The 22200-nt window shown below is 66.6% G+C and carries 19 protein-coding genes; 11 read left to right on the top strand and 8 right to left on the bottom strand.

Annotation, left to right across the window (positions count from 1 at the left end):
• Positions 1–13: 13 nt before the first annotated feature.
• Positions 14–1066 (bottom strand): NAD-dependent epimerase/dehydratase family protein, encoded by a 1053-nt coding sequence (locus EXQ71_00545; protein MSO85991.1) that lies wholly within the window; start codon positions 1064–1066, stop codon positions 14–16.
• An 80-nt stretch (positions 1067–1146) separates the two neighbouring features.
• Here EXQ71_00545 and EXQ71_00540 point away from each other — a divergent pair, with 80 nt between their 5' ends.
• The 5 genes from EXQ71_00540 (at position 1147) to EXQ71_00520 (ending at position 6120) form a co-directional block, all read left to right on the top strand.
• Positions 1147–2226, top strand: a complete 1080-nt coding sequence (locus EXQ71_00540) for a glycosyltransferase family 1 protein (GenBank protein MSO85990.1) — start codon at positions 1147–1149, stop codon at positions 2224–2226.
• Positions 2223–3347, top strand: a complete 1125-nt coding sequence (locus tag EXQ71_00535; GenBank protein ID MSO85989.1) for a glycosyltransferase family 1 protein — start codon at positions 2223–2225, stop codon at positions 3345–3347. Before EXQ71_00540 ends, EXQ71_00535 begins: the two co-directional genes overlap by 4 nt.
• Before the next feature lie 150 nt (positions 3348–3497).
• Positions 3498–4172 (top strand): hypothetical protein, encoded by a 675-nt coding sequence (locus EXQ71_00530; protein ID MSO85988.1) that lies wholly within the window; start codon positions 3498–3500, stop codon positions 4170–4172.
• A complete protein-coding gene (locus tag EXQ71_00525; protein MSO85987.1) occupies positions 4172–5167 on the top strand; it encodes an NDP-sugar synthase in 996 nt (331 codons plus the stop codon). Before EXQ71_00530 ends, EXQ71_00525 begins: the two co-directional genes overlap by 1 nt.
• Before the next feature lie 8 nt (positions 5168–5175).
• Complete coding sequence (locus tag EXQ71_00520) at positions 5176–6120, top strand: NAD-dependent epimerase/dehydratase family protein (GenBank protein ID MSO85986.1); 945 nt, start codon at positions 5176–5178, stop codon at positions 6118–6120.
• Between the two features lie 22 nt (positions 6121–6142).
• On the opposite strand, the gene cofE is transcribed toward EXQ71_00520, so the two are convergent.
• The 6 genes from cofE to EXQ71_00490 are packed head-to-tail and all read right to left on the bottom strand — an operon-like array spanning position 6143 to position 10895.
• Positions 6143–6841, bottom strand: coding sequence for a coenzyme F420-0:L-glutamate ligase (gene cofE, locus EXQ71_00515; GenBank protein MSO85985.1), 699 nt, complete (start codon positions 6839–6841; stop codon positions 6143–6145).
• Positions 6838–7761 carry a 2-phospho-L-lactate transferase gene (locus EXQ71_00510; protein ID MSO85984.1) on the bottom strand — a complete coding sequence of 308 codons (924 nt, stop codon included), beginning with the start codon at positions 7759–7761 and terminating at the stop codon, positions 6838–6840. The genes cofE and EXQ71_00510 overlap by 4 nt, the downstream gene beginning before the upstream one ends.
• Positions 7758–8750, bottom strand: a complete 993-nt coding sequence (gmd, locus tag EXQ71_00505; protein ID MSO85983.1) for a GDP-mannose 4,6-dehydratase — start codon at positions 8748–8750, stop codon at positions 7758–7760. Before gmd ends, EXQ71_00510 begins: the two co-directional genes overlap by 4 nt.
• Positions 8747–9682 carry an NAD-dependent epimerase/dehydratase family protein gene (locus tag EXQ71_00500; GenBank protein MSO85982.1) on the bottom strand — a complete coding sequence of 312 codons (936 nt, stop codon included), beginning with the start codon at positions 9680–9682 and terminating at the stop codon, positions 8747–8749. The genes gmd and EXQ71_00500 overlap by 4 nt, the downstream gene beginning before the upstream one ends.
• A 9-nt stretch (positions 9683–9691) precedes the next feature.
• Positions 9692–10630 (bottom strand): glycosyltransferase family 2 protein, encoded by a 939-nt coding sequence (locus EXQ71_00495; GenBank protein MSO85981.1) that lies wholly within the window; start codon positions 10628–10630, stop codon positions 9692–9694.
• Between the two features lie 22 nt (positions 10631–10652).
• A complete protein-coding gene (locus EXQ71_00490; protein MSO85980.1) occupies positions 10653–10895 on the bottom strand; it encodes a hypothetical protein in 243 nt (80 codons plus the stop codon).
• A 100-nt stretch (positions 10896–10995) separates the two neighbouring features.
• On the opposite strand from EXQ71_00490, the gene EXQ71_00485 reads away from it, so the two are divergent.
• The 3 genes from EXQ71_00485 (at position 10996) to EXQ71_00475 (ending at position 16334) form a co-directional block, all read left to right on the top strand.
• Positions 10996–14193 carry a glycosyltransferase family 2 protein gene (locus EXQ71_00485; GenBank protein MSO85979.1) on the top strand — a complete coding sequence of 1066 codons (3198 nt, stop codon included), beginning with the start codon at positions 10996–10998 and terminating at the stop codon, positions 14191–14193.
• On the top strand, positions 14190–15812 hold the full coding sequence (locus EXQ71_00480) for a hypothetical protein (GenBank protein ID MSO85978.1): 1623 nt from the start codon (positions 14190–14192) through the stop codon (positions 15810–15812). Before EXQ71_00485 ends, EXQ71_00480 begins: the two co-directional genes overlap by 4 nt.
• A gap of 63 nt (positions 15813–15875) precedes the next feature.
• On the top strand, positions 15876–16334 hold the full coding sequence (locus tag EXQ71_00475) for a hypothetical protein (GenBank protein MSO85977.1): 459 nt from the start codon (positions 15876–15878) through the stop codon (positions 16332–16334).
• Here the strand turns inward: EXQ71_00475 and EXQ71_00470 are convergent, their stop codons facing one another.
• Positions 16335–18332, bottom strand: a complete 1998-nt coding sequence (locus tag EXQ71_00470) for an ATP-dependent metallopeptidase FtsH/Yme1/Tma family protein (GenBank protein ID MSO85976.1) — start codon at positions 18330–18332, stop codon at positions 16335–16337.
• An 82-nt stretch (positions 18333–18414) separates the two neighbouring features.
• Between EXQ71_00470 and EXQ71_00465 the strand changes: the two genes are divergently transcribed.
• The 3 genes from EXQ71_00465 to EXQ71_00455 are packed head-to-tail and all read left to right on the top strand — an operon-like array spanning position 18415 to position 22194.
• Complete coding sequence (locus tag EXQ71_00465) at positions 18415–18648, top strand: DUF3499 family protein (GenBank protein MSO85975.1); 234 nt, start codon at positions 18415–18417, stop codon at positions 18646–18648.
• Between the two features lie 34 nt (positions 18649–18682).
• Complete coding sequence (locus EXQ71_00460; GenBank protein MSO85974.1) at positions 18683–19423, top strand: CPBP family intramembrane metalloprotease; 741 nt, start codon at positions 18683–18685, stop codon at positions 19421–19423.
• A 38-nt stretch (positions 19424–19461) separates the two neighbouring features.
• Complete coding sequence (locus tag EXQ71_00455; protein MSO85973.1) at positions 19462–22194, top strand: hypothetical protein; 2733 nt, start codon at positions 19462–19464, stop codon at positions 22192–22194.
• The last annotated feature ends 6 nt before the right edge of the window (positions 22195–22200 follow it).

Here is a 22200-nt window from a genome sequence, read left to right as displayed (position 1 = left end):
CGTGACCCCCTGGTCAGTCGAGGCGCGCGATGGCGTTGGTCACCATCTCGTCCACGATGGCCGGTAGGTCGTGTTGCTGCACCCACTCGGGGTAGTGCTCCCGGAATTTCCCCATATCGGTGTAGTAGCAGATGTGATCCCCAACCCGGTGCGTGGGGTCGTAGGTCAGGGTGGGGCGCCGGCCCCCGGAGGCCTCGGCGATGAGTTCCACGCACTCGAGGATGCTGGCGGCGTTGGGGCGGCCGCCGCCGAGGTTGTAGAACTCGCCCGCCCGGGGGTTCTGGGCAAACGCCCAGAATGCACCGATGACATCGGCCGAGTGGATCTGATCCCGTACCTGCTTCCCCTGGTAGCCCAAGATCGTGTAGTTGGTGCCGATCAGGGCGGTGTGCACGAGGTAGCTGAGGAACCCATGGAGGGGCACACCGGCGTGATGCGGGCCGGTCAGACAACCGCCTCGAAACGTGCCGGTGCGCAGCCCGAAATAGCGGCCGTACTCCTGGGTCATCAAGTCGGCCGCCACCTTGGAGGCGCCGAAGACCGAGTGCAGGCAGCCATCGATCGACATCGTCTCGGCGATACCCTCGGCGAAGGCAGGGTCGGCGTAATCCCAGCGTGTTTCGTGTTCGGTCATCGGAATCTTGTTGGGGTTGTCGCCGTAGACCTTGTTGGTGGACACGGTGATGAACACGGCATCGGGAGTGTGGCGGTGGGCTGCCTCCAACAAGTTCAGGGTGCCACCGGCGTTCACGTCGAAGTCGTCGAAGGGCCGGAGGGCGGCGAGGTCGTGGCTGGGTTGGGCGGCCGCGTGGATCACCAATTCGTAGGCGTTGCGCTGAAATAGTTTCTCCAGGCCGAGACGGTCGCGGATGTCGAGGTCATGGTGGGTGTAGCGCCGGCACGATGCCTCAAGGCGCTGCCGGTTCCAGGTGGTGTCGCCGCCCGGCCCGAAGAAGTTGGCCCGCATGTTGTTGTCGATTCCGTGCACATCAAAGCCCAGCGCGTCGAAAAACTCGACGGCCTCGGAGCCGATGAGGCCGGCACTGCCAGTGACGAGGACCTTCATCGCGGGGGCCCCATGGCAGGGCTGAGCGGGCGCATGGCTTCGGACACTACCGGCTGTCATGGGAGACTCCCGCAGTACCTATGCGAGTTGCCGTCACCCTCGAGCAGTGTTGGCACCGAGTGCCCGGCGGAAGTGCCCGCGCCACCTTGGATGCCATCGCCGCCGTAGCTCAGCGTGGCGGGGTGGAGCAGGTGGGCGTGAGCGCCTGGCATCGGCAGCCGCCCCCGTTGGCTTGGCGGGCCCCGATCGGCGTGCGAGCCCTTCCCCTGCCCCGCCTGGCCCTCTACGACACGTGGCAGCGTTGGCGGCTTCCGTTGGTGGAGCGGGCCACCGGTGCGGTCGACGTTGTACACGCCACAGCCCATGTGGCCTCGGCATCGGTTGCCCCGATGGTGGCCACGGTGCACGACCTGCACTTCCTGCACGAACCCACACACTTCACCGCCCGGGGCATTCGCCTCTTTACCCGCTTTCTGGCCATCGTGCGGGACGAAGCGGCCATCGTGGTGTGCCCATCGGAGGCCACGCGCCACGACTGTCGGGCGGCGGGTATCGACGATTCCCGGATCCGGATTACCCCCTGGGCCACTGCGGTGGCCGCCGTGGGAGACACCGAGGTGGCCCGGGTGCGGGCCGCCTACGGGTTAGGGGATCCCTTCGTATTGTTCGCCGGTACGGTGGAGCCGCGCAAGAACCTCGCGCGTCTGGCCGAGGCCCACCGCCGACTCGGTGACCGCCAAGTGCCTCTAGTGGTGGTGGGCCCGGACGGATGGGGCGAGGATCTTCCCTCGGCGGGAGTTCGCCGCCTGGGCTTCGTGCCCCGGGCCGATCTGAACGCTCTCTACGCGGCGGCGGCGGTGGTGGCCTATCCCTCCCTGCGCGAGGGTTTTGGCCTGCCGGTGCTCGAAGCCATGGCGCAAGGGGCAGTGGTGGTTACCTCGGCAACCACCGCTACCGCAGAGGTGGCAGGACCGGCGGCGTTGTTAGTGGACCCGCTGGATGCTGATGCCATCGCGGGGGCCCTTCGTCAGGCCCTTGATGATCCGGCGCTCTGCGGCCGCTTGCGGGAAGCGGCGGTGGCCCGAGCCGCCACTTTCACCTGGGAGCGCACCGCTGATGCCCTGGTCTCGGCGTACGCGGCGGCGGCTGCTACCGCATGACCATCAAGGTGGGGATCAACCTGTTGTGGCTCGTGCCCGGGGAGGTGGGAGGCAGCGAGGAGTCCACCGTGGCGAGCCTGCTGGGCCTCGCCGCCCTCGCGGCGCCCGATCTCGACGTGGTTCTGTTTGTCTCGGCGTCCTTTGCGGCCGCCTATCCAGAGGTGGTGGCGGCCTTCCCCACGCGGGTGTGGCGGGGGTCGGGGCGGTCGCGCGCTCGACGGATCCTGGCCGAATCCACCTGGCTGGCTGGCCGCAGTGGGGGTCTAGACGTCATCCACCACGCCGGCGGCACCGTGCCCTTGCGGCGCCGCTGCCCGTGCGTAGTGACCCTGCACGATCTCCAACCCCTCGAGCGCCGCGCCACCCATGGCGCTGGTAAGCGGGCCTACTTGCGGATGTCGATCCCGGCTTCGGTGCGGGCGGCTCGGCTGGTGATTACCCCCAGTGAGTTCGTCAGGCGCTCGCTTATTTCGCGTTTCGACACTGATCCCGCCGGTGTGGTGGCCGTGCCGCACGGGGTGGGGGTGCCCCCGGTGGTGAGCGCGCCCGCCGATGTGATCAATCGCTATTCGATCACCGGGCCGATGGTGCTCTACCCCGCCATCACCTACCCCCATAAAAACCACCGCACCCTACTGGAGGCGTTTGCGGTGGTAGTGGTCCATCACCCCGATGCGATCCTCGTGCTGCCCGGTGGTCAGGGCAGCGAGGAGGCGGCGGTACGGGTTCGGACCGAAGCGCTCGGGTTGAGCGGATCGGTGCGCCGGGTGGGTCGTATTTCCTCGGCCGATCTGGCCGGTTTGTACGGCCTGGCGACGGTAGTGGCGGTGCCATCGCGCTACGAGGGGTTCGGGCTTCCGGCGGTGGAGGCGATGGCGCATGGGGTGGCGCTGGTGGCGGCCAACGTCACCGCTTTGGCCGAGGTAGTAGGCGACGCCGGTGTGCTGGTGGACCCCGACGACCCCGCCGCGTGGGCCCGGGCCATCAGCGCGTTGCTGGCCCACCCCGACCAACGGGAGGAACTCGCCGAGGCGGGGCGTCATCGGGCCGATCGTTATGGGGCCGAGGCCAATGCGGAGGGGATGGCCGGGGTGTATCGCCGCGCCGCCCGGATGACCTGATGCCCCGGCCCTGAATGGGTACGGCGGCCATGGCCTTGTAGAGTCTGAAATCCTATGGGCAAGGCATCGTCAGCAAAAAAGGTCTCCCGGGCAGCCCGAGCAGGTGGTAGCAGTTCGTCGCGGCAGCCTCGGAGCCTGTTGTTCCCCAGCGTGTTGATTCTCGTCGTCGTACTGGGCGTGTCGCTGGTGACGTATTCCCGTGATCTGCGCAACAGCCAGGACATGGGTGGCACGCCGCAATTGGGCGAGCATATTCACACCGCGTACGGCGTCAACGTGTGTGGCACCTTCCGGGAACCGATCCCCGAGTTCGAAAGCACAATCGGTGTCCACACCCACGGTGATGGCGTCATGCATATCCATCCCTTCTCGCCACTAGGCGTGGGCGCGAACGCCACCCTTGAGCGATTCCTGAAAGATGCCCGCACCGGAAACCCGCCGCAGAACGTGTCCATCAGCGACACCGAACTGGTCTACGGCGGGGAAACCGTGGTTGAGGGAAAGACCGTCTGCGAAGGGGTGACCAAACCGGAGTTGCGCATGGCCTACTGGGAGAATGTGGCCGACGAGGCCTCCCAGCCGGTGATAACCACCGGCGATTTCGGTGGCCGCCGCTTGTCCAACGACGGTGGCGGCATCACGATCTTCTACGGCGACCCGAAGGCCGACATTCCCAAGCCCCCCACGGCGGCGGACCTTGAGGCTCTCGGGGCAGCCGATGGTGCACAGGTGCCGCCCAAGGCGGGCGGAACCACCACCACGGTGGCCGCCAATGCGCCCACCGCCACGGTGGGCGAAGGTTCTCCCGGCACTACGGCGGGCTAGTGCAGGCAGTTCTCCTCGTCGGGGGCTTCGGTACTCGGCTACGCCCTCTCACGAACACGACCCCCAAGCAGATGCTGCCGGTGGGCCACCGGCCCATGATCGAGCGGGTCCTTGAGCACCTGTGCGACCACGGCGTGGAGCGCGCCGTGCTGTCGCTGGGGTACCGGCCTGATGCGTTCCAGGATGCCTACCCCGATGGATGCTGCGCCGGAGTGGCGTTGCACTACGCCATCGAATCTGAGCCGCTCGACACGGCGGGAGCCATTCGGTTCGCGGCGATTGATGGCGGTGTAACGGAGCGCTTCCTGGTGGTCAACGGCGACGTGCTGACCGATCTGGACATCGGTGCCCTGGTGGCGTTCCATGAGGTATCAGGAGCCGAGGGCACCATCGCGCTGCACGCAGTGGAGGATCCCTCCGCTTTTGGGGTGGTACCTACCGAGGCCGATGGTCGGGTGACCGCCTTCATCGAGAAACCGCCCCGTCATCAAGCCCCTACCAATCGGATCAACGCCGGCACCTATGTGCTGGAGCCGTCGGTGCTCGATCGCATCGCCCCCGGCGGGCCGGTGAACGTGGAGCGGGTCACCTTTCCCGCCATGGTGGCTGATCGCACGCTTTTCGCCCTCGATGGCGATGCCTACTGGATCGATGCGGGCACCCCCACCACCTATTTGGCCGCCAATCTCGATCTTCTCAACGGTCGGCGTTCCCGGGAGTCGGGTATTCACCCTGAGGCCCACATCGACGGTGAGGTTGTCACTTCGGTGGTGGGATCCGGTGCCCATGTGGGCCTGGGCGCCACGGTGGAGAACTCGGTGGTGTTCCCAGGCGCCCACATCGATTCGGGAGCCCAGGTGCGGGATACCATCATTGGAACCCGGGCGTCGATTGGCTCGGGGGCGGTGCTCGAAGCGGGCACCGTCGTGGGTGATGAGGCCATCGTGCCGCCGGGGGCCGTGCTCCGGGGCGTGCGGATTCCCGACGAGACCTAGGAGAGCGAATGCGGGCACTAGTGACGGGTGGAGCGGGCTTCATCGGATCGACCTTGGTGGATCGACTGCTGGCCGAGGGGCATAGCGTCGAAGTGGTCGACGACCTCTCCAGCGGCTCCCTGGCCAATCTGGCCGAGGCCCGAGCCGACCGTTCCCATGACCTCAAGGTCCATCAGGTCGACATCCGTGAAGCCGCGGTGGTGGAACTCATTGGACGTCGAGCACCCGAGGTGATCTTTCACCTCGCCGCCCAGGCCGACGTGCGGGTGTCGGTGGCCCGACCGGCCTTTGACGCCGAAGTGAACGTGCTCGGCAGCATCAATGTGCTGGAAGGCGCCCGTATCGCCGGTACTCGTAAGGTGGTGTTCGCCTCCAGCGGCGGGACGATCTACGGGGAACCGGCGCCGGAGGACCTACCGGTGAAGGAGTCGCATCCGCAGCAGCCGTTGTCGCCCTACGGCGTAGCCAAGCGCGTGGTCACTGATTATCTCAACGTCTACCGGGCGATCCACGGGATCGAGTTCACCTCGTTGGCCATGTCCAACATCTACGGTCCGCGCCAGGACCCGCATGGCGAGGCCGGAGTGGTGGCCATTTTTGCGGGCCTGCTGATCGAGGGCCGACCCTGCACGATCTTTGGTGATGGCACGCAGACGCGCGATTTCGTTTATGTGGACGACGCCGTCGACGCCTTTGTCAGGGCGGCCGAGAAGGGCAGCGGTCTGCTCTGCAACATTGGTACGGGCGTGGAGACGTCGGTGAACGAACTGTACGCGGCGTTGGCGGCGGCGGCGGGGGTGAGTGAGGCGGCGGTGATGGCGCCCGCCCGCCCAGGCGAACTGGCCCGCAGTGCGCTCGATCCAGGCCGAGCCGCTATTCACCTCGGATGGGAACCGTGGACGGATCTGGCCACGGGGACCGCCGAGGTGCTGCGCTGGTTCGGCGCGCAGTAGGGAATCAGCACCGGCCGCCGGCTCAGCGGAACAGGTCCTCCTGCGGTGATCGCACGATTTCGTCGTGCACGTTGCCCTGCCCCAGCCATCCCGGATCGACACCCCGAATGACGGCGGCGGCCACGCCGGTGGCCTTCCCCATCACGAGATCGGCGGCCCCGGCGAGTTCATCCACCACGCATACCTCTGTGACCTGCAAAATGCGGCCACGGGAGTCTTCGGTACCCCGCAGGTCCACCACCGCCTGAATCCCGGCGCAACCAATAGCCACGTCGGTGAGGCCCCGGCGCCACGGGCGGCCGAAGGTGTCGGACACGATGACCCCCACCTCCACCGCCAGGGCGGCGCGTAGCCCATCGCGGATGCGTCGAGCCGAGCGATCGCTGTCGGCGGGAAGCAGGGCGGCCCAGCCCTCGTCGACGTTGGACAGATCAACCCCCGCATTGGCGCAGACGAAGCCGTGCTTGGTTTCACTGATGAGGAGTTCGCCCCGCCGACGAACGATCCGCACCGACTCTTTCTCCACCAGCGCCTTGTGGCCGCGAGGATCATCGGCATCGATCAGCGCCATGGCGCCTTCGGCCTTCGACACCACCTTTTGGGTTACCACCACCACATCGCCATCACGCAGGTCGGGCTCGGCCGCCGCAATGAGGCCCGCCAGGTCATCGCCGCCGCGCACCTCGGGAATGCCTTGGATTGGAAACACTTCGAGACTCATAGGCCTAGCACCACCCGTCCGAGTGCGGCGGCGGCCGGGCCGTCGCGCATGATTGTGGGGGCCACCACGCAGCGGATCCCCTCGGCTTGCACCGCGTCCAGTTGATCGGCATCGGCTTCGTCCACCACCAGCGTGGCGGCAATCGGAGCGTAGAGGCGGGCCACTCCCACCACGCTGCACTCGTGGCCGAGTTCCCGCAGGAGTCGATCGGCGGGGCCTTTGAGCGCGGCCCCGGCGATGATCGGCGACACGGCCACCGTGTCGGCCCGGCGGGCCCGAACCGCTTCCTCAACGCCCGCAACAGCGAGGACCGGCGCGATCGACACGAGAGGGTTAGACGGGGCGATGATCACCCGTTGGGCGGTGGCGATGCCCTCGATCACGCCGGGGGCGGGGCGGGCCGCTTCGGCGCCGTCGAAGCGCACGGCGGTCACCGCTACCGAGTGCTGCCGCTGCACGAAGTACTCCTGGAAGCCGATCTCGGTGCCATCGGCGATCGTGACCCTCGTTTGGAGCCGGTCGTTGGTGACGGGCAACAGGTGGATGCCCAGATCCCACGCCTGGGCGATTTCCCCGCAGATCTGCGATAGCGAAGCGCCGGCGCGCCGCCGGTCGGTGCGGAACAAGTGGGTGGCAAGGTCACGGTCGCCCAGGTTGAACCAGGCCACTGAGCTCGGGTACCGCCCGAGGGCCTCCATGGCATGCCAGGTCTCACCGGCGAGGCCCCAGCCGCGTTCGGGGTCGATGGCGCCAGCCACGGTATAGGTCACGGTGTCGAGGTCGGGACTCACATGCAAGCCGTGGAGTTCGACATCGTCGCCCACGTTCACGATGGCTGTGATCTCGGCGGGCGGGACCACCCTCACGAGACCGGCCAACAGGCGGGCTGCCCCCACCCCCCCGGCCAGGACGGTGATCAGCTGATCCCCCGAAGGCGGCCGCTCAGCAGGGCGATGTCGGCGTCGACCATCATCGTGACGAGATCTTCAAAACTGGTGCGGGGGGCCCAGCCCAGCACAGCCCGGGCCTTCGTCGAGTCGCCGATCAACAGGTCCACCTCAGATGGTCGCATGAACTTCTCGTCGAGCGTCACGTGGTCCTCCCATTGCAGACCGGCATGTTCGAACGCGATCTCACAGAACTGGCGGACGGAGTGGGTCTGGCCGGTGGAGATCACGTAGTCGTCAGGTTCGTCCTGCTGGAGCATCCGCCACATCGCCTCTACGTAATCACCGGTGTAGCCCCAGTCCCGTTCGGCATCGAGGTTCCCCAGGGCCAGGGTCTGAGCCTGTCCCAGCTTGATGCGAGCCACCGTGTGGGTCACCTTGCGCGGCAGGAATTCGTGCCCGCGACGCGGCGACTCGTGGTTGAACAGGATGCCGCTGGAGGCATGCAGGCCGTAGGACTCGCGATAGTTCACGGTGATCCAATGGCCGTAGAGCTTGGCTACGCCGTAGGGCGAACGGGGGTAGAAGGGCGTGTCCTCGTTCTGGGGCACCTGCTGGACCTTGCCGAACATCTCGCTCGAACTGGCCTGGTAGAAGCGGATGGAGGGATCGACGATGCGGATGGCGTCGAGGAGGCGGGTAACGCCGAGCGCAGTGATCTCCCCGGTGAGCACCGGTTGTTTAAACGATGTCTGCACGAAGGACTGCGCAGCGAGGTTGTACACCTCGGTAGGCCGGCAATCCCGGAGGATCGAGATGAGGGATGCTTCGTCGAGTAGGTCGCCCGAGGAGGTGTAGGGGTCGAGTTCGATGCGATCCTGCAGGTGGGCGATGCGTTCAAAGTTCGTGGTGCTGCTGCGGCGCACCATCCCCACCACCTCGTAGCCCTTGTCGAGGAGTAACTCGGCGAGGTACGACCCGTCCTGCCCGGTGATGCCCGTAATGAGCGCTCGGTTTGTCAAGTTTCCTCCAGTATCGGCATGGCTTCATCGCCCACCCGGACGCGCATGTCATCGAGCAGGTCGGCCACGGTTTGTTCGATGGCGATGGCCGGTTCCCAGCCGGTGGCGGCCCGCAATTTCGACGCGTCACCGCGCAGAACGGGGAGGTCTACCGGCCGCAGAAGCGACGGGTCGATGACCAGTTCGATCGGGCATCGAGCCAGGGCCACGAGCAGGTCGGCCAGGCGTTGGATGGCTAGGTCCATCCCCGTGCAGACGTTGTAGACCTCACCTGGTTCGCCCCGTTCCAGGAGTAGGCGGTAGGCCCGCACCACGTCGCGTACATCGGTCACATCCCGTCGGGCGGAAAGGTTGCCGATGGGGATGGTGCAGGTGCCGTCTCGCTCGGCTCGGGCGAGACGGGCAGCGATGGCCGGGGCGACGAACTGCTCCGACTGTCCGGGGCCGAGGTGGTTGAACGGCCGCACTCCGATCACCCCGAGTCCGTTGCCGAGGAAGGCCTGCCGGGCGAGGGCCTCGGCCGCCAGTTTCGAGGCGGCGTAGGGACTGGTGGGACGTAGTGGGGATGTCTCGGTGAGGGGCAGTTCGTCCTCGGCTACCACGCCGTACACATCGGCACTGGCCACGGCGAGGACCCGCTCCACGCCGGCCTCGCTGCAGGCCCGCAGCACATGCAGGGTGCCCTCGGCATTTACCCTGAACACGGCCACCGGATCCCGCCAGGATGCCCCCACATCGGCCCATCCGGCGAGGTGGTACACCACCTCGGGGCGGGCCTTGGTCACGGCCGCGCTCACTGCGGGTCCGTCTGTGATGTCCACCGCATCGGAACCGTGATGGTCGACAATGGTGACGTCGTCGCCCATGGCCCGCAGGTGCGCCACCAGGTGGCGACCAACGAACCCCAGACCTCCGGTAACCAGTGCTCGCATGTCTGGACCTTACGGCAACGGGGGGTGGCCGCCACCCAGGATTCGAGCAGCGTCAATCATGGCCCGCACTCGCCGTCGGACCCCGGCTACCTCGGGCTGATGCCGGCGGAGGAGCGGACGCAGGATGTCCTTCCCGAGGCCCGCGCCGATTCCGCCCAACGCTCGGCTCCAGGCCACCGCGCGTCCCCGGGCACCACCATGTCGGCTCACCACCACGAGGCGATTGCGACGGTTGAGGTGGTCGAGAAGGGGCGTGCGTTCGCCGCCGGAACTACCCCGGTGTTGGTGATGCACCACTGAGGTCGGAACGTAGCGGTACCGCCAACCGGCACGTCGGCCCCGCCAGGAAAGGTCCACGTCCTCGCAGTACATAAAGAGCCCTTCGTCGAAGGGGCCGATCTCGTCGAAATAGCGGCGGCGGAGCAGCACGGCGGCACCACACCACCCCCAGATGTCTTCGGCTTGGTCGTATTGGCCACGGTCGGTCTCACCGTAGCCACGGTCGCGGGGTTCCCAGGTGGCGCCGATTTCGTTGCCAGCGTTGTTGATGCGGGCGTGGCCGCTCGGGTCGGGGCTGGTGAAGAGGATCTTGGGGGAGGCGGCTCCGATGGCCGAATCGGCGTTGAGAGCCGCGGCGAGCGGGGACAGCCACCCTGGGTCCACGAAGGCATCGGAGTTCACCAGCGCGATGGCCTCCACCTCGCCAAGATCGCGGAGACCGGTGTTTACGCCGGCGGCGAAGCCGAGGTTGCGGCCGGCGGGGATCAGGCGCACGTCGGGATAGCGCTCGGTCCAGTGGTCGACAGATCCGTCGTGGGAGCCGTTGTCGACCACCACGATCTCGAGTTCCCCTTCCGGCCATTGCGTGGCGAGGAGGTGTTCGACACAACGCGGCAAGACGTCCTGGTTGTTCCAGCACAGCACCACCACTCGCACCCGTGTGATCACCGGCTAATCGTAGGGGAGCGGCTTAGCGACGCGTGATGTCGAGAGCGGCGCTTAGCCGCTCCTCTACCAGTTTCAACTGCTCGTTCACGAGCGTCCCGACGAGACCAAGCGTCCCCCGGGCCTCGTCTGAGTGGCCTTCGAGACTCTGGGTGAACTCGTGTCTTCGCACCTGCAGGCGCTGAAAGGCAAGGACACCAAGGCCGACCGACACGTAGGCAAGGTCCTGGACAATAGATGCCACATCGTCGATCTGGGGGCGATCCATGTCCTCACGATAGTGGTGGCTCATGAATCGGGACAACCCTGCCGCAGGTCGTCGGGGATGGGTCGGGGCGCACAGCCGATCGGACTATTATTGAACAACCGTGGAGACTCCGCCCCCTAGTAATGACGCAGTTGCTGACGCGATCCCCGACACGACACCCCCTGTTCCAGCGGTGGTTGCCGTGGTGGTCGCGCGCGATCCGGGGGCTTGGTTCGAGGAGGTCCTGGCGTCCCTCGTCGCCCAGGACTACCCAAATCTGTCGTTGCTCGTGGTGGACGCCAACAGTGCCGTTGCGGTGAAGGAGCGGGTGACCCAGGCGGCCCCCGATGCTCTCGTGTACAGACTCGCCCACGACCACGGGTTCGGTGCGTCGGTCAACGAGGCGCTGGGGCTGGTGGAGGGAGCTGGCTTCTATTTCTGCTGCCACGACGATGTGGCATCCGAATCGGGTGCGATACGCCTCCTAGTGGAGGAAGCCTTTCGCTCGAACGCTGCGGTGGTGGGTCCGAAATTGGTGGATTGGGACGACCCGCACCGCCTCCTTCAGGTAGGTCAGGGAATGGACCATGCCGGCTTTGGCGTACCGCTCGTTGAGCGTGGTGAGTTGGATCAATCCCAACACGACGCCGTGCGCGACGTGTTCACCATCCCCGGGGCCTGCACGTTGGTGCGAGCCGACCTCTTCGATGAGATCGGTGGGTTCGACGAGGGTATCGACGACTTCCTCGATGACGTGAGCCTGTGCTGGAGAGCGCAGATCGCCGGAGCTCGGGTGGTGATTGCCCCGGTCGCAGTGGCGCGCCACGGCGACGTTCTCGCCTTAACCCGGGGACTGGATGAGCGGCGCCGATTGCAGGCCCGTCACCGTCTCCACATTCTGCTGACGTGCTACGGCCCGCTGGCGCTCCTGCGGACACTCCCGCAAATCATTCTGATCGGTTTCCTGGAGATCACCTACGCGCTGTTGGCGGGTCGGCGAAAGCGGGCCGGGGATGTGGTGTTCGCCTGGACCTGGAACCTGCGCCGCCCGCGGGCGTTGCACGCCGCCCGCCAACAGGTGAAGGGGTTCCGTCACGTGAGCGACCGTCAGGTTGGTCGCTCGATGGTGCGGGGAAGCGCGCGGGTGAGCCAGTTCTTGCGGGGGCAGATCGGAAGAGGCGGCGATCGCTTCACGGACTTGGCTCGGGGCAGCCGCGAGGTGGCGGGGGCCTGGCGGTCCGGTTCGTTGCGGGCGTCGGTTTGGGCTGGGGTCGTGGTGGCACTGGTGTTACTGGCGGGTAGTCGGCATCTCATCACCCGCGGGGTTCCCGCCATTGGGGAGATGGTGCGGTTCTCGTCGTCGCCGGTTGATCTGCTGCGGGTCTGGGCGGGTGGTTGGCGCTCTGCCGGTTTGGGCTCCGACTCGCCCACCCCCACCGCCCTGGGGTTGCTTGGGGGAGCTGGTTTCACCGTCATCGGGGCGATGGGATTGCTTCGAACCATCGTGATCGTTGGCCTCATCCCCTTGGGGGCGCTGGGCGCGTATCGGCTTGCCGGTCCGATCGGATCGCGTTACGCCCAGATCGCCTGCCTGGTGGTCTATGTCACGATTCCTTTGCCGTACAACGCGCTGGCCAACGGCCGTTGGGGGGCGCTGGGCCTGTACGCGGCGGCCCCGACGTTGCTGGGGATGTTGGCCCGGGCCAGTGAACTCTCGCCCTTCGGTGCCGCCGGTGGAGCCGCCGGTCCCGGGTGGCGTCCACAATCCCTGGGCGGACACATCCTGGGGATCGGTCTGGTCACCGCGATACTCGCGGCGCTGCTGCCGGTGGCCCCGCTGATCGTGGTGGCGATGGCGCTGGCACTGGTGATCGGCAGCCTCCTGGCTATGGGTGCACAGCGAAACCGCCGCATCTTGTTGTCGGCGATGGGCGGCGCTGGCCTGGCGATCGCCCTCCATCTTCCCTGGAGCCTGGGTTTTGTGCGTCCCGGTGCGTCCCTGTCGGCGTTGGTGGGCCCTGAACGGGCGGCGGTCCCCTCCGATCTGGCGGCTCTGTTGCGTTTTCAGGTGGGTCCGTTAGGGAGCGCGCCGATCGGTTGGTGTTTCCTCGGGGCGGCCCTGTTGCCGTTACTCATCGGCCGGGGGCCCCGTTATGCCTGGGCGGTGCGGGGGTGGACGCTGGCGGTGGCGTCCTTTGCGGCGGCGTGGGCGGCGCAGCGGGGGAACGCGCCGATCGCCTTGCCGCCGGTGGAGGTGTTGCTGGCGCCGGCCGCCATCGGCCTGGCGTTAGCGGTGGCCATGGGTATGGCCGCCTTCGAGGTGGATCTGCCTGGCTATCGGTTCGGTTGGCGCCAGGTGGCCTCGGCGGGGGCGGCAATGGCGGTGGTCGTGGGGGTTATCCCCGTGCTCGGCGCATCGTTCAACGGCCGCTGGTTGATGCCGTCCAGCGACCATCAGCAAGCGCTGCGGTTCATCGACACCGAAAACGACCAGGCCCCGTTCCGGGTGCTGTGGGTGGGCGATCCCGCCGTGTTGCCGTTGGGTAGTTGGCGCCTCGACGACGGTCTGGGTTACGGCACCACCAGCGGCGGCGCGCCTGGGTTGGAAGATCTTTGGGTTGGTTCTGACGATGGTCCCACCGGGTTGATTGCCGATGCTCTCGACTTGGCTCGGGAGGGGCAGACGACGCGCCTGGGCCGGCTGTTGGGTCCGATGGGGGTGCAGTATCTGGTGGTGCCCGAAGCGCTCGCCCCCTTTGCCTTTGGCACCGAAGCGGTACCGGTGCCCGCCGAGTTCTCGGCTGCGTTAGCGGCCCAACTCGACTTGGTTCGGATCGATATTCCCGCCGGGCTCACGGTCTACCGCAATGAGGCCTTCGTGCCCCCGTTGGCGATACTGCCCCCCGGCACCACACTCCCGGTGAACGGCGGGATCGATGCCGCCCTGGGTCTGGACCTGTCGGGCCTGGCGCCGGCCCTTCCCACCAACGACGGCTATCAGCAACACTCCGGCCCGGTGCCAGACGATGCCTCGGTGTTCCAATCGGCGGCCTCCTCGCCACACTGGGTCTTCGAGGTTGATGGTGTCGAGACGAAGCGCACCGAGCCCTTTGGTTGGGCCAGTTCCTTCGCCGCGCCCTCCGCTGGTACCGCCACGCTGCGCTATGTCACCTCCCCGGTGCGTTATGGCTTACTGGCCCTTGAGGTGATGGCGTGGTTGTGGGTTGTGCGCTCGCTGCTGCGGCGTCGCCAGGGGATGCGGACCGCGTGGCCCACCGGTGAGGCCCCCGCGGCCGATCAGGGCTCGGTGCTGGCATGAGGGGAGGACGGCTGGCGGCGTTGGTCATTCTCGGCGGTGTGCTGGCGGGAGGCCTCGTGCTGCAGGGAGGGGACCAGCCCGCTCCCGATGACGACACTGGCGCGATTGCGGTGACAGCGGGTACGGCGATCCCCGCGGCGGCCCCGCCCGGAAGCCTCAGTTCCACCTGGTATTGCGCTGGTGGGAGTGCCACCGAAGGTGGGGTGGCCAACCATGTGCTCCTCATGGCCAATCCGACCGACGAAGATCGCACCGCCACGGTCACCGCGGTGGCCGGTGATTTCGCGCCGCCCGCGATCATCCCGGGCAACGTGAATCCTGGGGTTGCCACCACCACGACCGCCCCCACCACGACTACCGTGCCGGTTCCCACCACCGTCCCGGCTCCCATCGTGCCCGCCGTGGTGAAGCTTCCCCCGTACAGCCGGGTGGAACTTCCGCTGTCCACCCTCGTAAAGGCACCACTAGCGGGGGCCGTAGTGGAGATAGACGGTGGGCAGGTAGTGGTTGAACATCAGGTCACCGGCTCCGCCGGGGGAAGGGCCACTGCCGCGTGCAGCACCACCGCCGCCACCTCCTGGTCCTTCCCGTGGGGGGTAACGGCCCGGGGCGCTCGCGAACTCCTGGTGTTCATGAACCCCTTCCCTGGGGATGCCTCGCTGGATGTGGCCTTTGCCACTGATGAGGGAGCCCGCGACACGCTGCGGTTTAGAAACTTCATCGTGCCGGGCCGCAGCGTGGTCGGCGCCTACGTCGACGATCCGGGGGGAGCACAACGTAAGGCGCAGGTCTCCGCCCAGGTCACTGTGCGTAGCGGTTCGCTGGTGGTGGATCGCATCCAGTTCTTCGGGGGGACCGACGACGACGACCTCGAAGGGATCACCCTCGGCCTCGGTGCTCCGGTGCCTGCGGATACCTGGATGTTCCCCGACGGCAACATTGCCGAGGGGATTCGCGAGGAGATCGTGGTGTTCAACCCGAGTGAGGAAGTTGCCGAGGTGGAGGTGGAGTTCCGCCTCGAGGATCCCCAGGCCAGCGCCCCGCCCGAGCCCTACGAGGTCACGGTCTTACCGGGCCGCTTTGCCATCGTGTCGTTGCCCGATCCACTGGCGGGTCCGGATGATCCACCGCGAGTTCCCCTCGGTGCTCCCCACTCGGCGGTGGTTCGGTCTCTCAACGGCGCACCTATCACCGCCGAACGGGTGATCGTGTCCTCGGGCAGTTCCACCCTCGGAGTGGGGGCCACGCTGGGCTCGCCGGTGGCGGCGCCTACCTGGTATTTCGCCGGGGGCGGAGTCGTAAAAGGGGAGCGCGAGGAGTTCCTCACCGTGTTCAACGCGTCGAGCGAGGAAATCGTCACTTTCAGCGTGGCCCCCTTTGCGAATGGTCGGCTGTTCACCCCGTCGGGGTTACAGGGTCTCGAAATTCGGCCGGGGGGCCGTGTGACGGTGAGGCTCAGCGAGCACACCAACTTGGAACGCTTGGCGGCGGTGGTTCAGGCCGATGGTCCGGTGGTGGCCGAACGTGGGCTCTATCGCATCAACGGCCGGGGCATTTCGCAGTCGATGGGCATCCCCTTGGCGGTCGATGTAGTGGTGCCCGAGCCCTTCAGCCGCTAGCGAGCCGGCGCTTGCGGTTCGCTTGGGGTGGCCGCCGGCTCGGGGGGACGGCATGCTCGGAGGATGGAACGAGTCCTCTTCGCCCTCGTGCTGGCCGGTGTGGCGCTCGGCGTCGCCGCGGTGTTGCAACGGCGTCAGCGGGCCGATGTTCCCGTGCGGACAGGCTATAGCGTACCCGAGCAGGTGGACCGGGCTGATTTTGCCCGCCCCGATACCCCGTGGCTGGTGGCCGTGTTCACCTCCGGCACCTGCGAGGCCTGCGCGGGAGTATGGGATCGAGCCGCAGTGCTGGAGAGCACCGAGGTGGTGGTACAGGAACTCGAGTATCTCGCGGCGCGGGGCTTACATGACCGCTACGAGATCGATGCAGTACCCACCACCTTGATCGTGGATGCCGATGGGGTGGTGCAACACAGCTTCATGGGTCCGGTCAGCGCCACACACTTGTGGGCCGCCGTCGCCGAGGCCCGTTCTCCGGGCTCGACGCCCGGTGAGTGCGGCCCCTCGGAGGTGACGGGGTAGTCACTCGCGTGGGGCTTCGGTGGCCACGTGGGCGGCGCCAAAGGCACCGGAGCACTCGCCGCGGCCGTCGCTGGCCTGCCATTGCCCAAACTCCTCGACCGCGGTGCGGCCCTGCCGACCGAGTTCCACCAGGCGGTAGACCTCCGGACCGTCGATCGTCTCGTGTTCCAGTAGGGCCCGGGCCACTAGGTCGAGGGCGTTGCGGTGTTCGGTGAGCGTCTCGCGGCACCGTTGTTCTTGCTGGCGCAGGATTCGTTCGACCTCCTCGTCAATCACGCGAGCGGTTTCGTCGGAGTAGTCCCGGGTCTGCATTAGATCGTCGCCTAGGAAGACGGCGCCCTGCGACCCCCAGGCCATCGGGCCGACCCGTTCGGACATACCCCACTCGCGCACCATGCGGCGGGCGAGTTCGGTGGATCCCACGAGGTCGTTGTTCGCACCGGTGGAAACCACTCCAAACACGAGGTCTTCGGCGATACGACCCCCCATACGCACCACCAGGCTGTCCTCAATGTAATCCTGCCGGTAGATGTGGCGATCATCCATGGGCAGTTGCTGGGTGACCCCGAGAGCCATGCCCATGGGAAGGATCGTCACCTTGTGGACGGGATCGGCATGGGTGAGCACGGCGGCGGCCACCGCGTGGCCTCCTTCGTGGTAGGCGATGGCTTCCTTCTCGCGGTGGGCCAAAGCCATGGACTCGCGACGGGCACCCATCAGCACTCGGTCTCGGGCCAGTTCGAAGTGGTGCTGGGAAATCTGATCTTTGCCGTCGCGTACCGCAAACAGGGCCGCTTCGTTCACCAGGTTGGAGAGGTCCGCTCCGGACATCCCCGGGGTACCGCGCGCGACCACGTTGAGGTCGACGTCGGTGGCCATCCGCTTGGACTTGGAGTGCACCTCGAGGATGTGAACGCGCTCGCTGACCTCGGGAAGGGGCACCACGACCTGGCGGTCGAAGCGTCCCGGGCGCAGAAGGGCGGGATCGAGGATGTCGGGCCGGTTGGTGGCGGCGATGATCACGATGCCCTCGGTGGCCTCGAAGCCGTCCATCTCGGACAGCATCTGATTGAGCGTCTGCTCGCGCTCGTCGTGACCACCTCCGAGGCCGGCACCGCGCTTGCGGCCGATGGAGTCGATCTCGTCCACGAAGATGATCGCCTTACCCATCTTACGGGCGCTCTGGAACAGGTCTCGCACGCGGCTGGCCCCCACGCCTACGAACATCTCCATGAAGTCTGATCCGGTGACCGACAGGAACGGTACGCCCGCCTCGCCGGCCACGGCCCGGGCGATGAGGGTCTTGCCGGTGCCCGGCGGGCCTACGAGGAGGATGCCCTTGGGAATGCGGGCCCCGATTTCGGCGAAGCGGGTGGGGTTCTTGAGGAAGTCGATCACTTCGGTGACTTCCTCTTTCACCCCCGCGTAGCCGGCCACGTCAGCGAAGGTGGTGCCGGGGCGTTCTTCGGAATAGGTCTTGGCCTTCGAACGCCCGATTGACATGACGCCGCCCATCTGGCTCTGGGCCCGGCGCTGCATGAACCAGAAGAAGCCTACGAAGATCGCCACCGGGATGAGGAAGGGGAGGATGCTCACCAGCAACCCGGGGGTAGGCGTCTTGTACGTGACCTCCACGCTTTGCTCCCGCAAGGTGGCAAGGTCGGCTTCGGGGATACCGCCATCAAGCGGACCGGTAGTGCTGAACTTGGTGCCGTCGGTTTTCGTGCCGCCGATGTCGCCGTTGGTGTTGTCGATATCGACGCTTTCTACCTCGCCGTCCCTCACCGAGGCCATGAAGTCCGAGTAGGCCACGGCGTTGGAGTCGCTGGTGGTGAGAAAGTTTGGCAGCACGACGATCATCAGCGTGATGGCCAGAAGGGCCCAGATTCCCCACTTGGGAATACCGGAGGCCGAGAGCCCTCGGCCCCGACCAGCGCCCGCGGGTCGATTCGGAGGGGGAGGCGGCGGGGGAGGCGGCGGAGGGCCGTCGGGGCTCATATGAACAGGATAGGCGGCCGGGTCGTCGGAATCACCGCCAGGGGGTCCACGGCTTCGCGCCGCGGCCTAGTAGCGTGGAAAAATGAGCAGTCGGACGTGCGCAAAGCCAGGGTGCAACAGCACCGCTACCGCTACGCTCACCTACGATTATGGGGAGCGCACGGCCGTAGTGGAGGTGCTGCACACCGAGGCTCATCCGATGCGCTACGACCTCTGTGGCCCACACGCCACCGGGCTGCGGGTACCGCGGGGCTGGGCCCGCCACGATCGCCGCGTGCGTTATCCCGCCGCCCTATCTCACGCCGTCGCCTCCTAATTCTTCGCGCCAGCTGAGGCCCTCGTAAGTTTTCATGGTGATGACCTCAGCCAAGCCGATGCGGTGGCTCGACCCCGCCACGCAGAGATGGGGTCTGCCCGATGCGTTCGTCGGGTGGCTGTTGGTTCAGCTGATCGGACAGGTGGTCGCCGGTGGTGTGCTGATCGCTACGGGTCACGCCGGCGACGAGATGGCCGATCTTCCCCTCGAGGTGGTGGCGCTCCTCCAGGTGGGTCTGGCGTTCGCGTTCTTCATCGTCCCGTTCGCGATAACGAACCGCAAGGGCAATGGCCTGGTGGCGGACCTGGGTTTCCGAGTCCGCTGGGGCGATCTCTGGCGGGGAGGGATCATCGGGGCGCTGCTTCAGTGGCCCATCCTTGTCATCCTCTACTGGCCGATTCTCCAACTCATGGGCAAATCGTCCAGCGATCTCGCGGAGCCCGCCCGTTCGCTGGGTGATCGCGCCGATGGCCTGGGCGGGGCTGTGTTGCTGATCCTGATCGTCGGCGTGATGGCCCCGATCTTTGAGGAACTCTTCTTCCGGGGTCTCATGCAGCGGGCCTTCCTCAAACGCGGCTTCCCGCCGTGGGCGGCCATCGGCGTCACCGCCTTGGTCTTTGGGGCCAGCCATGGGCAGTTGCTCCAGTTGCCCGCCCTCGTGCTTGCCGGAGCGGTGTTTGGCTGGTTGGCCTATCGCTCGGGTCGGTTGGGACCCGCCATCAGCGCCCATGTCACCTTCAACATGGTGACCGTTATTGCGCTTCTGCTGGGGTGAGTCCCGCAGGCCAACGTGGGGATGGCACGATAGACACGATGACGGAGCACGGGCCGACCAAAGACGAAGACCTTCGACGCGAACCATCCCCTGACGAGATCGACACCGCGGCGAGTCCTGATCCAGGCTCGCCCCTGGACGATCGTGGCGTTGTGGCGCGCCGTGTCACCGATTCGCTCGTGGTGGGGGCCTGCGTCGTCTTCGTGGTGGCGAACCTGCATCCGGAACTGGTGCTTTCCAGTGCCGTACCGACAGGGGGGGACATGGGGGCGCACGTGTGGGGCCCGGCGTTCCTGCGCGACTATCTCCTGCCCGCCGGTCGGATCTCCGGTTGGACCCCCGACTGGTACGCCGGTTTCCCCGCCTATCAGTTCTACATGGTGGTCCCATCGCTGCTGATCGTGGCCCTTGATGTGGGGATCTTCGGCGGGTGGGCGATGCTGATCCCCGTCGCCGCCGCGGCCGGGGCGGCAGCAGCGGCGTGGCGGGCGGGGCCGGGGTGGCGGCGCCGGATCTTGGTGGTCGTGGCGATGCTGGTGGTGGTGGCGGGAGTCGAGATTCCCTATGGCACTGCCTTCAAGATGGTCACCATCTTGGGGATGGCCAGCCTGCCGGTGGCGGTCTATGCCTTTGGTCGACTGGCCGATCTGCGCTTTCCCGGACCGGCGTTGCTGTCGGTGGGGTCGCTGTTCTTCCTCTTCGACCGCAACTTCACAATCTACGGCGGCAACATCGCCTCCACCCTCGCCGGGGAGTTCGCCTTCTCGATCAGCCTCTCCCTGGCGATGCTGTATCTCGGGGTGATGATTCGGGGAGCGCGCACGGGCCGCTACCGGGCGCTGGGGGCATGTCTGTTGGCCGTTACCGGCCTGTGCCACCTCATTCCGGCCTTCTTCGCCCTGGTGGGTACCGCCGTCATCCTCGCCGCTCCGGTACTCGGCGATGCGTGGCGGGCCTGCACCGGAGCACGGGCAGACGGCCCGGTGCCCGTGCGCTTCTGGCGGAACTCGGTGGCCTTTCGCTGGATGGTCACCGTGTTGCCCGTGGCCGGCGCGCTATCGGCGTTTTGGGTTCTGCCCTTTCTCTGGCAACGGGCGTACGTCAACGACATGGGCTGGGTAAAACTGCCCGAACCCGTCGCCGAGAACGGATTGAGATCGTGGTCGGGGACGCTGTTCACCTTCGACGGGGAGACGTACTGGAAGTACCTGATTCCCCGTTCGTCGCTGGGGTCCCCGGATGACCTTCGCTGGGTACTGGCGTTGGCGCTGCTGGGCTTCGTGTTGTCGATCTTCTTTCGGGTGCGCTTCGGGCTGATCATGGCCGCTTTGGCGGTCGTGATGGGGGCGGCGTTTGTGTTCCTGCCTCAGGCGCGGCTCTGGAACGCGCGGTTGCTGCCGTTTTATTACCTGTGCTTGTACCTGCTCGCCGCGGTGGGGGTAGCCGAGATCGGCCGCACCATCTCGGTACTCGCCGCTCGTGATCCGGATCGGCCGAGTCCGTGGGGTAGCGCGGCGTTCGCCGGGGTGGTCTTGTTGTTCGGGCTGGTCATGCTCGGCCTGCCCCTGCGCTCCTTGCCGGGTGGCTCAACGAAAGCGGATAATTCCTACACCTGGTTGGGCTTGACCAACGGGGTAGGCAAGGACAGTTTCTTGGGCGGTTGGGCGCGATGGAATTACTCGGGCTACGAGGCCAAGGGCGCCTACGGCGAGTATCGAGATCTCATCACCACGATGGAGCAGGTGGGTCGGGACCACGGGTGCGGCCGGTCGTTCTGGGAGTACGAGAAGGAGATCGGTCGTTACGGCACAACGATGGCGTTGATGCTTCTGCCGCATTGGACTGATGGCTGCATCGGTTCAATGGAGGGCCTGTTTTTTGAGTCCTCCGCTACTACCCCGTTTCACTTCCTGAACCAGGTGGAGTTGTCGGCGGCGCCCAGTGCCGCCCAACGCGAGCTGCCCTACGACGGGTTCAACTTCGATCAGGGGGTGCAGCACCTGCAACTCATGGGGGTGCGGTATTACCTTTCCTCGTCGTTGCAGGCCACCCAGGCGGCCCGGGTTCACCCCGACCTGACCGAGGTCGCCACGTCGGGGCCCTGGACGATTTTCTTGGTGGCCAACTCGGATCTCGTTACGTCGCTCGTGAATGAGCCGGCAGTACTCGAGGAAGGGGGCGGTGATCACAAGGAATGGATTTGTGGGTCACGCGACGCCGAGGGTGCCTGTGCGGGCAAGGCGATCACCTGGTTCACCCATCCTGATCAGTGGGACGTGATGCTGGCATCATCAGGCCCAAAGGCGTGGCAGCGCCTCACCGTGCCCTCCATCGCCGAACAGGTGAGTCAACTCCTCCAGGAGAAAATCAATCCTGCCCTCGCCGCCGATGGCGGGTTTGCACCCGATGTGCGACCGTTGGAGCCGGTAGTGGTCAGTGCCATCACCGCCGGTACGGACACGATCTCCTTCGACGTCGACACCGTGGGGGTGCCGGTACTCGTGAAGGCGTCGTACTTCCCGAACTGGCGGGTGAGGGGTGGCTCGGGCCCGTACCGGGTGGCGCCGAACCTCATGGTGGTGATTCCGTCGTCGTCGCAGGTGGAACTGACCTACGGGCGTGAGCCGGTGGAGTACGTCGCCTACGCCATCACTGCGGTGGGGGTGGGCCTGGTCATCTTGCTGGCCTGTCGGCCGCCGCTGGTGCCGCTCGGTCGCAAGGAAGACGAGCCTCCTGCGGCGACCCCGGGGCACTTCAAGCTCACCGAATGAGCCAAC

This window comes from Acidimicrobiia bacterium (assembly GCA_009694375.1).
In the GTDB taxonomy this organism is placed as follows: domain Bacteria; phylum Actinomycetota; class Acidimicrobiia; order Acidimicrobiales; family VFJN01; genus VFJN01.
Note: the sequence above shows the minus strand (reverse complement) of the source record. Positions and strands in the feature narration are given on the sequence as shown.